12 protein-coding genes are annotated in these 12,249 nt (G+C 65.2%); 10 read left to right on the top strand and 2 right to left on the bottom strand.

Annotated elements, in window-relative coordinates; translation table 11 throughout:
• Positions 1-308: 308 nt before the first annotated feature.
• From ACH2A7_RS05960 to ACH2A7_RS05945, 4 genes are all read left to right on the top strand, one after another.
• The gene (locus ACH2A7_RS05960) at positions 309-1,757 is read left to right on the top strand and encodes an NAD(P)/FAD-dependent oxidoreductase (RefSeq protein WP_394960766.1); all 1,449 of its coding nucleotides are present in this window, start codon (positions 309-311) and stop codon (positions 1,755-1,757) included.
• A complete protein-coding gene (locus tag ACH2A7_RS05955) occupies positions 1,750-3,015 on the top strand; it encodes an NAD(P)/FAD-dependent oxidoreductase (protein ID WP_394960765.1) in 1,266 nt (421 codons plus the stop codon). Before ACH2A7_RS05960 ends, ACH2A7_RS05955 begins: the two co-directional genes overlap by 8 nt.
• 4 nt (positions 3,016-3,019) lie before the next feature.
• The gene (locus ACH2A7_RS05950; protein WP_394960764.1) at positions 3,020-3,373 is read left to right on the top strand and encodes a DUF1667 domain-containing protein; all 354 of its coding nucleotides are present in this window, start codon (positions 3,020-3,022) and stop codon (positions 3,371-3,373) included.
• A 178-nt stretch (positions 3,374-3,551) separates the two neighbouring features.
• Positions 3,552-4,058, top strand: coding sequence for a MarR family winged helix-turn-helix transcriptional regulator (locus ACH2A7_RS05945; RefSeq protein WP_394960763.1), 507 nt, complete (start codon positions 3,552-3,554; stop codon positions 4,056-4,058).
• Between the two features lie 79 nt (positions 4,059-4,137).
• On the opposite strand, the gene ACH2A7_RS05940 is transcribed toward ACH2A7_RS05945, so the two are convergent.
• A complete protein-coding gene (locus ACH2A7_RS05940) occupies positions 4,138-4,734 on the bottom strand; it encodes a TetR/AcrR family transcriptional regulator (protein WP_394960762.1) in 597 nt (198 codons plus the stop codon).
• 135 nt (positions 4,735-4,869) lie between these two features.
• Entirely contained in the window at positions 4,870-6,063 is a 1,194-nt protein-coding gene (locus ACH2A7_RS05935) for a M20 family metallopeptidase (protein WP_394960761.1), read from the bottom strand.
• A 236-nt stretch (positions 6,064-6,299) separates the two neighbouring features.
• Here ACH2A7_RS05935 and ACH2A7_RS05930 point away from each other — a divergent pair, with 236 nt between their 5' ends.
• The 6 genes from ACH2A7_RS05930 to ACH2A7_RS05905 all read left to right on the top strand — a co-directional run bounded on the left by ACH2A7_RS05930 (position 6,300) and on the right by ACH2A7_RS05905 (position 12,186).
• A complete protein-coding gene (locus ACH2A7_RS05930; RefSeq protein ID WP_394960760.1) occupies positions 6,300-7,703 on the top strand; it encodes a YfcC family protein in 1,404 nt (467 codons plus the stop codon).
• Between the two features lie 176 nt (positions 7,704-7,879).
• On the top strand, positions 7,880-8,620 hold the full coding sequence (locus ACH2A7_RS05925) for a copper homeostasis protein CutC (protein ID WP_394960759.1): 741 nt from the start codon (positions 7,880-7,882) through the stop codon (positions 8,618-8,620).
• A 252-nt stretch (positions 8,621-8,872) separates the two neighbouring features.
• A complete protein-coding gene (locus tag ACH2A7_RS05920) occupies positions 8,873-9,706 on the top strand; it encodes a PRD domain-containing protein (RefSeq protein ID WP_394960758.1) in 834 nt (277 codons plus the stop codon).
• Between the two features lie 79 nt (positions 9,707-9,785).
• Entirely contained in the window at positions 9,786-10,280 is a 495-nt protein-coding gene (locus tag ACH2A7_RS05915) for a PTS glucose transporter subunit IIA (protein WP_394960757.1), read from the top strand.
• A gap of 31 nt (positions 10,281-10,311) precedes the next feature.
• Positions 10,312-11,925, top strand: coding sequence for a phosphoenolpyruvate--protein phosphotransferase (gene ptsP / locus ACH2A7_RS05910; protein ID WP_394960756.1), 1,614 nt, complete (start codon positions 10,312-10,314; stop codon positions 11,923-11,925).
• Positions 11,926-11,928: 3 nt separating this feature from the next.
• Entirely contained in the window at positions 11,929-12,186 is a 258-nt protein-coding gene (locus ACH2A7_RS05905) for an HPr family phosphocarrier protein (protein ID WP_394960755.1), read from the top strand.
• Positions 12,187-12,249 lie beyond the last annotated feature (63 nt).

The raw sequence follows: 12,249 nt of genomic DNA, 5'->3' as shown, positions 1-12,249 counted from the left end.
GCCTCTCCCCTCGCCCTTTATTACATTAAAGGACGAAACGACATTGAGAATTTATTGACAAACTTTTGTGCAGAACGCGCATCAGCGCGCACAAAAGATCTCTGTTTCGCTGAAACGATCCCGGCCTATTGCAATTTGCGCCGCCGGTTTGGTATAATTGGCACTGTCAAATGAACAACTGCTTCGTGTTTGAGAGTAAAGCAGCCCGTTTCCCGCATGGCGGGGGGTGTTTGCTTTGCTCTTTTTTATTTTGTCGATCGCGGGGCAGCGGCTCCGGCTGACGACAATTCGGTTTGGGAGGTTTTTCTATGTACGATGTTGTCATCATCGGCTGCGGCGTGGTGGGCGCGGCCACGGCCTACGAGCTGGCCCGCTACAAGCTGCGGGTGGCGGTTCTGGAGGCCGCGGCGGATATCGCCGCCGGCACCACCAAGGCCAACAGCGCCATCATCCACGCCGGCTACGACCCCGAGCCGGGCACCCTGATGGCCCGGCTCAATGTGGAGGGCAACCGGCTCACCGGCGAGATCTGCGAAAAGCTGCAGGTGCCCTTCAAACGGGTGGGCTCGCTGGTGGTGGCCTTCGCCCCCGAGCAGATGGACACCCTGCGCACCCTCTATGACCGGGGTTGCAAAAACGGCGTGCCCGGCCTGCGGCTGCTCAGCGGCGAGGAGGCCCGGGCGATGGAGCCGGGCCTCTCCGAGGAGGTGTGCGGCGCGCTGCTGGCGCCCAGCGCCGGGGTCATCGACCCCTGGGGCTTTGCCATCGCCATGGCGGAGACCGCCGTGCGCGGCGGGGTGGAACTGCGGCGGGACTGCCCGGTCACCGGCATCGAGGCGGTGGACGGGGGCTTTGTGCTGCACACGCCCCAGGGCGACGTGTCCGCCCGCTTTGTGCTGAACGCCGCCGGCGTGGACGCCGACCGGGTGCACGAGATGCTGGAGCCCGCCGACTGGCACACCCTGCCCAGCCGGGGCGAATACTACCTGCTGGACAAATCCGAGCACAGCCGGGTGAGCCGGGTGATCTTCCAGTGCCCCGGGCCGGAGGGCAAGGGCGTGCTGGTGGCCCCCACGGTGCACGGCAACCTGATCTGCGGCCCCAACGCCGAGAGCGTGGAGGACCGGCTGGACCTGGGCAACACCGCCGCCGGCATGGCCGAGGTGCGCGCCAAGGCCGCCCGCAGCGTGCCGGGCATCGAGTGGCGGCAGAACATCCGCAACTTTGCGGGGCTGCGGGCCAACACCACCCGCAGCGACTTCATCATCGAGGAGAGCAAGGCCCACCCCGGGTTCATCGACCTGGCGGGCATCAAGAGCCCGGGCCTTTCCAGCGCGCCGGCCATCGCCAGACTGGCGGCGGAAATGCTGGCGGCGGACGGCCTGACCCTGGAGCCCGACCCCTCCTTCCAGGACAAGCGGGAGCACATCGTCTTCAAGGAGCTCTCCGCCGAGGAAAAGAACGAACTCATCCGCCGCGACCCCCGCTACGGCCGGGTGGTCTGCCGGTGTGAGACCGTGACCGAGGGGGAGATCGTGGCGGCGCTGCACAGCCCCATCCCGCCCCGGTCCATCAACGGCGTCAAGCGCCGGTGCAACGCCGGCATGGGCCGCTGCCAGGGCGGCTTCTGCGGCCCGCGGGTACAGGAGATCATCGCCCGGGAACTGGGTCTGGACCAGGCCGACGTCCTGCTGGAGCAGGCGGGCAGCTACATCCTGACGGGCAAGACCAAGACGGGAGGGAACGGAAATGTATGATCTGATCGTGGTGGGCGGCGGCCCCGCCGGCCTGGCGGCCGCCTGCAAAGCCTGGGACGAGGGAGTAAAGCACATCCTCGTGCTGGAGCGGGACCGGGAACTGGGCGGCATCCTGAACCAGTGCATCCACAACGGTTTCGGGCTGCAGCGCTTCAAGGAGGAACTCACCGGCCCGGAGTACGCCGGGCGGTACATTGACATGCTGCGGGCCACCGGCGTGGAGGCCAGGCTGGACACCATGGTACTGCAGATCGTGCCCGGCGAAGGCGGCGCGCCCCATCAGGTGCACGCCATCAACGGCGCCGACGGCTACATGGTGCTGGAGACCAAAACCGTGGTGCTGGCCATGGGCTGCCGGGAGCGCACCCGGGGCGCCATCAGCACCCCCGGCGAGCGGTGCGCCGGCATCTTCACCGCCGGCGCGGCCCAGCGCTTTTTGAACATGGAGGGCTACATGGTGGGCCGCCGGGTGGTCATTCTCGGCTCCGGCGACATCGGCCTCATCATGGCCCGCCGCATGACCCTGGAGGGGGCCAAGGTGCTGGCCTGCGTGGAACTGATGCCCTATTCCGGGGGCCTTACCCGCAACATCGTGCAGTGCCTGGAGGACTACGGCATCCCCCTCTATCTCTCCCACACCATCACCGACATCAAGGGCCATCAGCGGGTGGAGCAGGTGACGGTGAGCCAGGTGGGCCCCGACCGCCGGCCGGTGCCCGGCACCGAGATGGTGTTCGACTGCGACACGGTGCTGCTGAGCGTGGGCCTCATCCCCGAGAACGAGCTGACGCGGCAGGCGGGCATCACCATGGACCGCCGCACCAGCGGCGCGGTGGTCTATGAAAACATGGAGACCGGCGTGCCGGGCATCTTCGCCTGCGGCAATGTGGTGCATGTGCACGACCTGGTGGACTACGTCTCCGCCGAGAGCGAGCGGGCGGGCGCGGCGGCCGCCGCCTATGTGCAGGGCAAGCGGGCCGCTGGCGACGCGCTGGAGCTGCAAAACGGCGACGGGGTGAGTTACACCGTGCCCCAGCACCTGCGGCTGGACGCGCTGGAAAAGCCCGCCCAGGTGTTCTTCCGGGTGAACCGGGTGACGAAGGACGCCCAGATCCTTGCCACCGACGCCGACGGCAAGACCATCGCCCGCTTCAAGCGGGAGCACATGGCCCCCGGCGAGATGGAGCAGATCGGGCTGCCGCCGCAGCTTTTGAAACAGGCCCGGGGCCCGCTGACCCTGCGCATCCAGGAGGTGTAACGCCATGAAAGAACTGATCTGCATCGTCTGCCCCAGGGGCTGCCATCTGAAGGTGGACGAGGAAAACGGCTGGGCGGTCACCGGCAATTCCTGCCCCAAGGGCGCGGAGTACGGCCAGAATGAACTGCGCAACCCCACCCGGGTGCTCACCACCACCGTCTGCGTGGCGGGCGGGCTGTATCCCCGGATTCCGGTGAAGACCAGCCGGGCCATCCCCAAGGGCCTTTTGATGGACGCCATGGCCGAGGTGGCCAAGGTGCGGCTGACCGCGCCGGTGCGCCGGGGCCAGGTGATCCTGCCGGACCTGCTGGGCACCGGGGCGGACCTGGTGGCCAGCCGGGATATGGACGCGCTGTGACACGGCCGTGACGGCCGACCACAGGGGGAGGGACGCTGTGCGGCGTCCCTCCCCCGCTTTTTTTCTGCGCATATTTTTCGTGCGGGCGTTCCTGCCGCCGCGCGCATTGACACGGCGTTTGCCTCTGTGATAGTATCTTAGTGAATTGAAACTCCCCGCAAAGGAGGCGTCTCACACGTTGGGTACGGAATGGATGGGCCGCTACCGGCCGCTGGTGGCCGCGCTGGTGCGCCACACGAACATTGTGCAGCGGACCTTCAGCAAACGCGCCCCCCTCACAGAGGGCATCTCCCTGACCGCGCAGGAATGGCAGGTATTCGAATACATTCTGGAGCACCAGGAGGACGACTCCTGCATGAACTGTATCTCCGAGCAGCTGGGCATCCCCCAGAGCACCTTTTCCAAGATCGCCAAGCTGCTGTGCGAACTGGGCCTTGTGGACAAATACCAGGCGGAAAACAACCGAAAGAACATCATCCTGCGCCCCTCCGACATGGGGGCCGAGATCTACCGCCGGCACGCCGCCGCCATCAACCAGGCCTCCTTCAAGGGCTTTTTCAGCGAGCTGGAAAGCCTGAGCGACGACGAACTGGCGGTGTTCACCGCCGCCCTGGAAAAGCTGGACCGGGCCCTTTCCCAGGGCGAACCGGAAAAGCAGAAACCGCGCCTGATCAAAAAGGTATGACCGCCGCCCCCTTGTCCGGCCGGCGGTTTGCCCGAAACAAACGGGCCGCCCGCGCATACGCGCGGGCGGCCCGTCGTTTTTATTCTGCATCCTCCAGCAGCGGGCGCAGTGCCTGCCCCATCACAAAATCCATCTGCGTGGTCAGGTCGTACCCCGGCCCGTTGTGGATGGGCCAGTCGAACACCACGCCCCGGGCGCAGACCATCAGGTAGGTGCGCCACTGCGCCGGCGTGTACCGGCGGCTGAGCCGGCCGGCCCGCTGATAGCCTTCCAGCAGGCGCTCCAGGATCAGTTCGAAGTTCTGGTTGCCCTGAAAGACCTCCCGGTTCTGGGGCGAGACCAGCAGCTGCACATACTCCACCCCCATGCCCTCGTTCAGGCGGGCGTACTGGCGGAAGTACTCCATCAGCACCTCCTCAGGGGGCTTTTGCAGCGCGGCGGCGTCCTCAAAGGCGGAAAAGAAGTCGTCCGCGCGGATGAACATCTCCCCGTACAGGTCGGCCTTGGAGGGGTAATAGTGATACAGCGTGCCGATGCCCACCCCGGCGGCCTGGGCGATCTGCTCCACGCTCACATTCTGATAGCCGTATTTTCGAAACAACTCCGCGCCGCACCGGTAGATCTTCCGTTTGGTCTCCTGTGCCTGCAGCGCGCGCTTTGTCGGTTTCTTTTCCATGGGGCCCCACCTCGTTGTAACTCATTATAACAAGTTCCGCCGCCGTTCTCAACCGACGGCGAACACAAAAACCGCCTGCGGGCCCCCAAAAGGCCCGCGGGCGGTTTTTTTCCGCAGGCTGCCGCACGCGGCGGATCAGCCGTTCTCCCGCAGCCAGTTCAGCGCCACGCTGCAATAGGCCGCGGCGCCCCGGTACATCACGTCCTCGTTGAAGCGGATCTTCGGGTTGTGCTGGGAGTACGGATAGCCCTCCTCCGCGGTGCCGCTGGACAGCAGCAGATAGCAGGAATCCACCTTCTGCGAGATCTCGCTCCAGTCGTCGGAACTGGAGAGCGGCACCTTCAGGGTGACCACCGGCTCGCCGGTCAGCTCCCGGGTATAGCGCAGCACGCTCTCGGTGAGGGCCGGGGCGTTGTACACGCAGGGGATGCCCTGGGTGAAGGTGACCCCGATCTGGGCGCCGAAGGCCTGCCCCATGCCGGCACAGATGGCCTCGATCCGCTTTTTCAGCCGGGCGCGGGTGTCCTCCGACACGGTGCGCAGGGTGCCCACCAGCAGCGCGGTCTCCGGCAGCACATTGGCCGCGGAACCGCTCTGGAACTGGCCGAAGGTCAGCGAGCACTGTTCATAGGGCGGCACTTCCCGGGCGATCAGGTTTTCAAAGGCCTGGTACACATGCACGCCGGCGTTGATGGGGTCCACGCCGTCCTGGGGCATGCTGCCGTGGGTGCCCTTGCCGGTGACCGTGACGGTGACCGTGTCGCAGGAGGACATCAGCGCCTCCTGCCGGGAGAAGAAGGTGCCCGCAGGATAGGGCGTGTTGGACCAGATGTGCATGGAGAACGCCGCGTCCACATGGGGATCTTCCAGAACGCCGTCCTTCAGCATGGCCTGGCTGCCCGAAAAGCCCAGGGGGTTGGTGCCCTCCTCGTCCGGCTGGAACATCAGCTTCACGCAGCCGTTCAGTTCCGCCTCGTGCTCCTTCAGCAGCCGGGCCGCCCCCAGCAGCATGGCCGTGTGCACATCGTGCCCGCAGGTGTGGGCCGCGTCGCCTGTGGCCGCGAACTCCAGGCCGGACTCCTCTTTCATCGGCAGCGCGTCCATATCCGCCCGCAGCAGCACGGTTTTTCCGCCCTGCTTGCCCACGGTGGCCACGATGCCCGCTCCGCTCATCCGCCGGGGTTCATAGCCCATCTCCTTCAGTTTTTCCTCCACAAATGCGCACGTCTGCCGCAGCTCAAAGCCCACCTCGGCATGGCAGTGCAGCCACCGGCGGTTTTCCACCAGTTCCGCCTGCGTCTCCTTCGCGCGCTGTAACAGTTCATTCATTGTGAATCTGCCTCCCTGCGAATCTGTTTCCTTTGCCCCTCCGCCAAAAACTTTTTACGGAAAGGGTTGTTTTTTGACAATTGAGTGACAGAATCAGCTCATCGAATGTATTCCATGAACATATTCTACAAAGCATTTTCAGCCCTGTCAACCGCCTTTTCGCGTTTATGCGCAGCGTTTGCCGCGGCATTTCGCGGAGGGGCACCAGTTTCCACCGATCGAAAGGAGCAATTTTTGTGGAAAAGCGGAAAACACAGTTTCGTATGCCCACCGCGTTCACGGTGCTGATCCTGCTCACCATCGTGGTGGCCATCATTACCCAGTTCATCCCGGCCATCACGCCGGCCAAGGTGTCCGACGTGGTCATGGCCCCCATCGACGGCTTTGCCAGCGCCCTGGGCGTATCCCTGTTCGTGCTGGTGCTGGGCGGCTTTCTGGGCGTTGTGATGAAGACCGGCTCGCTGAACGCCGGCATCACCGCCGTTGTGAAGAAGCTGAACGGCAAGGAGACCTGGATGATCCCCATCCTGATGTTCCTCATCAGCGTGGGCGGCACCACCTACGGGATGTTTGAGGAGACCATCGCCTTTTATGCCCTGGTCACCTCCACCATGGTGGCGGCCGGCTTCGACCCGCTGATCGCCGCCTCCACCATTCTGCTGGGCTCCACGGCGGGCACCCTGGGCGCCACGGTGAACCCCTTCAGCGTCTCCGCCAGCGTGGACGCGCTGAACTCGGTGGGCATCGAGTCCAACCAGACCATCATCATCCTGGCGGGCTGTGTCTCCTGGATCGTGTGCTACCTCATCGGCGCCGTTTTTGTGGTGCGCTACGCCAACAAAGTCAAGGCGGACAGAAAAGCGTCCCTTCTGACCGAGGACGAGTGGGCCTCGGTGGAAAAGGAGTACAGCGGTGACAAACAGCCGGACGCCTCCGCCGATTTCACCCTGCGGCAGAAGGTGGTGCTGGTGCTCTTCGGCATCTCCTTTGTGGTGATGATCGTGGGCATGATCCCCTGGAACTCCTTCGACATCCACCTGTTCGACCACACCAGCTTTTTGACCGGCGTCAACCTGGGCGACTGGTACTTCAGCGAGCTGACCGCCTGGTTCCTGGTGATGGCCATCGTGATCGGCCTGGTATACGGCCTGAAGGAGCGGGAGATCGTGAACTCCTTCCTGGGCGGCGCGGGCGATCTGATCGGCGTGGCGCTGGTGATCGCCGTCTCCCGGGGCGTCTCGGTCATCATGAGCAGCACCGGGCTGGACATGTACATTCTGGAAAAGGCCTCCGGCGCGCTGCAGGGCACCTCGTCCCTCCTGTTCACCGGCGTGTCCTACATCGTGTATCTGCTGCTGTCGGTGCTGATCCCCTCCTCCTCCGGCCTGGCCACCGTGTCCATGCCCATCATGGGCCCGCTGGCGCAGAACCTGGGCCTGGTGCCGGAGATCATGGTCTGTGTGCTCAGCGGCTCCTGCGCGCTGATCAACTGCATCAGCCCCACCAGCGGCACCCTGATGGGCGCCATCTCCATCTGCCGCGTGGAGTTTTCCACCTGGGTGCGATACATCTGGAAACCCCTGGCCGCCATGCTGGTGGTCCACATCGTGATCCTGTCCATCGGCATGGTGGTGCTGTGAGCGCCCCGCCGCGAAACCAAACCGCAGCCGCCTCCCCGCCGGGGAGGCGGCTGTTTTTTCGCCTTCCGCCCTTTTCCCCTTTGCGGAAAAGAGGGCTGGCCAGAGCGCCAAGGATGGTGTACAATATCCATACCGGGCCGCCGGCGGCCCTATTTCCACGAAACGAGGAGAGCGAAATGGAACATCTGCTGGAGATCTGTGTGGACTCGCTGGAATCCGCCCTGGCGGCCCAGGAGGGCGGCGCCGACCGGCTGGAGCTGTGCGCCAACCTTCTGATCGGCGGCACCTCCCCCTCCCTGGGGCTGGTGCGCCAGGTGCTGCGGGAGGTAAGCATTCCGGTGAACGTGCTTTTGCGCCCCCGCTTCGGCGATTTCTGCTTCACCCCCGCGGAAAAGGAGACGACCCTGTGGGAGGTGGAGCAGTGCCGCGCCCTGGGCGCGAACGGGGTGGTGCTGGGCGCCCTTTTGCCCGACGGCAGGCTGGACGGCCCCTTCCTGGCCGACTGCGTCGCCGCCTCCGCCGGCATGTGCCACACCCTCCACCGGGCCTTCGATCTGTGCCGCGACCCCTTTGAGGGGCTGGAAGACGCGATCGCCCTGGGGTTCGACACCATCCTCACCTCCGGCCAGCAGGCCAAAGCCCCTCAGGGCGCGGAACTGCTGCGGCAGCTGACGGCGCGCGCCGCCGGCCGCATCGCCATTCTGGCCGGCAGCGGCGTGGGGCCGGACAACCTGGCCCTGCTCGCCCGCGCCGGCGTGCGCCAGTTCCACTTTTCCGCCAAGCGGGCCGTGCCCAGCCCCATGCGCTTTCGCCGGGAAGGGGTGCCCATGGGCCTGCCGGTGGCGGACGAGTACCTGCGGGAATACGCCGACGCCGCCCTGGTGCGGCGGGCAAAGCAGATTTTGCAGGCCATGTAACGATCTTTCGGCGGTTTTCAATCCGCAAAACAGACAAATTATTCCAGCCGCATTTGTGCATTAGGCAGAATCACCGTATTTTTTGCCGGAATTGTTGACAATCTTTGAACCGATTGATAAGCTTAGGGTGTTAAGTGTTGGGTTGTTACTGTTCGGCAGGCAAGACCATATTCAAAACTTTTCCATGGAAATTCCATTGATGGAACGGTTTTGAATGTGGTCTTTTTTGTTTCTGCCAGCGAGGTCGATTGTATGCAGGTATTGAAATGCATCAACAATAACGTTGTGTCCTGCCGCGACGAAAACGGCCGGGAGTGGATCGCCATGGGGCGGGGCCTGGGGTTTGCGCTGCGGGCCGGGGACGAACTGGACGACACCAAGGTAGAAAAGCGGTTCCGGATGGAAACGCCGGACGACGCCCGCCGCCTGACCGACCTGTTCTCCACCCTGCCCGCCCAGCAGATCGAACTTTGCAGCGTGATCGTGGACCGGGCCACCCAGGACCTTGGCCGCAAGCTCAGCCCCAGTGTGTACCTCACCCTGACCGACCACATCTGCTTTGCCATCGACCGGCTGCGCAGCGGCACCACCTTTCAGAACACGCTGCTGGCGGAGGTGCGCACCTTCTATCCCCGGGAGTACACGGTGGGCAAGTACGCGCTGGAACTGCTGGCGCGGGAGCTGGACGTCCACTTCCCCGACGACGAGGCCGCCAGCATCGCGCTGCATCTGGTGAACGCGGAATACGAAAACTCCATCAGCGACACGCTGCGCATCACCCAGACCCTCCACGACATCCTCACCACGCTGGAGGGCTGGCCCCATCTGCGGCTGGACACCGAAAGCCGGTTCTACGACGAGTTCACCGTGCAGCTGAAATTCCTGGTGCTGCGGGCCTTCGCGGGCGACATCCCGCCCCGGGGCGACGAGCGGTTCGTGGCGTTGGTGCGGCAGTGCTATCCGGACGAATTCCGCTGCGCGCAGCAGATCGTGGAAGGCCTGGAGCGGCGCACCCGGAACACCCTCGCCCCCGAGGAGCAGGCCTATCTGGCGGCCATCCTGCACCGCACCTGCCGGCTGGTCTGAGCCGGCAGCCCCCACAGCCATCCCCCATGCGGGAACGAAGATACAGCCAAGGGCACAACGGAAAGGAACGAAACACACAATGGGTATTTTTGACAAGCTGTTTGCAAAGAAGTCCGCCGAGATCGGGCTGGGCGCGCCGGTGGCCGGGCAGGCCGTGCCGCTGAGCGAGGTGAGCGACCCCACCTTCGGGGAGGAGATCCTGGGCAAGGGCGTGGCCATCCGCCCCGCCTCCGACCGGGTGGTGGCCCCCTGCGACGCCACGGTGGATCTGATGTTCGACACCGGCCACGCGGTGAGCCTGAAGGCCGACTGCGGCGCCGAGGTGCTGATCCATGTGGGCCTTGAGACGGTCTCGCTGGAGGGCAAGCACTTCACCGTGCACGCAAAAAACGGCGATCATGTGAGCGCCGGCCAGCTGCTGATCGAGTTCGACCGGGAGGCCATCGCCGCCGCCGGGTTCGACACCATCACCCCCATGGTCATCTGCAACACCGCCGATTACGCCGCGGTGAACGCCCATCCGGCCGCCGAGGTCAAGGAGGGCGACGTGGTGCTGACCCTGGTAAAACAGTAACGCGCGCCCGGCGCGAGGGGGGAAAACGAGTATGCAACAGGGAACCGGCAGGCCGGTGTTCTCCGGCGTGGCCATCGGGCCCGCCTACGTCTACCGCCGCGAGCAGCGGGAGCTGCCCGGCGCCTGCGGCGACGCCGCCGCGGAACAGAAAAAATTCGACGCCGCCCGTGAGACGGCCCGCGCCCAGCTCACCGGGCTGTTCGAAAAGACCCGCCGGGAGATCGGCGAGGAACAGGCCATGATCCTGGACGTGCAGATCATGATGCTGGACGACATGGACTATCTGGACGGCGTGCGGGACATGATCGCCGGCGGCGCCAGCGCCGCCCAGGCGGCCCGGGAGACCGGCGACGCCTTCAGCGCCGCCTTCGCCGCGCTGGAGGACCCCTATATGCAGGCCCGGGCGGTGGACATCCGGGATATGGCCGAGCGCATCGTGACCATCCTCTGCGGCGGCAAGAGCGGCTTTTCCATGACCGCGCCCGGCATCCTGGTGGCGGAGGACCTGACCCCCAGCGAGACGGTGCAGCTGCCCAAGGACAAGATCCTGGCCTTCATCACCCGGCAGGGGTCCTCCAACAGCCACATCGCCATCCTGGCGCGCATCATGAACATCCCCTCCCTGGTGCAGGCGCAGATCGCCCTGGACCCGGAACTGGAGGGCAAGCAGATGATCGTGGACGGCTTCGAAGGCCGCTACTATGTGGAGCCGGACGAGGCGACCCTGGCGGCCATGACCCAAAAGCGGGACGAAGCCCAGGCCTATCGCCTGCGGCTGGAGGCCTACCGGGGGGTGCCCACCGTCTCGGCCGGCGGCCGGCGCATCAAGCTGCTGGCCAACATCGGCAGCCCGGAGGACGTGAAGACCGCCCTGGACTGCGACGCCGAGGGCGTGGGCCTGCTGCGCAGCGAGTTCATGTATCTGGGGCGCAGCAGCTTTCCCACCGAGGAGGAGCTGTTCGAGGGATACCGCAGCGTGGTGGAGCAGCTGGCCGGGCGGCCGCTGGTCATCCGCACGCTGGACATCGGCGCGGATAAACAGGTGGACTACTTCGGGCTGGAAAAGGAGGAGAACCCGGCGCTGGGCTACCGCGGCATCCGCATCTGCCTGACCCGGGAGGACATCTTCCGCCCCCAGATGCGGGCCATCTACCGGGCCAGCGCCTTCGGCCCGCTGAGCGTGATGTTCCCCATGATCATCTCGGTGGAGGAAGTCCGCCGCATCAAGGCCTTCTGCGGCAAGATACAGGCGGAGCTCGCCGCCGAGGGGGTGCCCTTCGGCGAGGTGGAACTGGGCATCATGATCGAGACCCCCGCCGCCGCCATCATGAGCCGGGAACTGGCCAAAGAGGTGCAGTTCTTCAGCGTGGGCACCAACGACCTGACCCAGTACACCCTGGCCATCGACCGGCAGAACGCCAAGCTGGACGAATTTTACGACGCGCACCACCCGGCGGTGCTGGCGCTGCTGCAGACCATCGTGGACAACGCCCACGCCGAAGGCATCTGGGCGGGCATCTGCGGCGAACTGGGCGCGGACATCTCCCTCACCGAGACCTTCCTGCGGATGGGCTACGATGAGCTTTCCGTCTCCCCCAGCCGGGTGCTGGAACTGCGCAAGAAAGTTTGCGAAAGCGAGGTATAAACCATGAAAGAGATCAAATATGTCATCACCGACGCGATGGGGCTGCACGCCCGCCCCGCCGGCCTGCTGGTGAAGGAGGCCGCGCGGCACGCCTGCGCCGTGACGGTGGGCGTCAACGGCGCCTCGGTGGACGCCAAGCGCATTCTGGGCGTGATGAAGCTGGCCGCCAAACAGGGCATGGAGCTCACCCTCACCTTTGACGGCCCCGACGAGGACGCGGCCGCCGCGTCCATGGCCGAGTTTTTGAAGGCCAATCTCTGATCCGCGGCAAAGAGGGACGGCTGTGGGCCGGCCGCCCCTGCTGATATTCTGAACCGGCGGCAA

Origin of the sequence: Candidatus Allofournierella merdavium (genome assembly GCF_944382735.1) — a bacterium.
Taxonomy (GTDB): Bacteria; Bacillota; Clostridia; order Oscillospirales; family Ruminococcaceae; genus Allofournierella_A; species Allofournierella_A merdavium.
The sequence above is the reverse complement of the archived record's forward strand: the minus strand, read 5'-3'. Positions and strand labels throughout refer to the sequence as shown.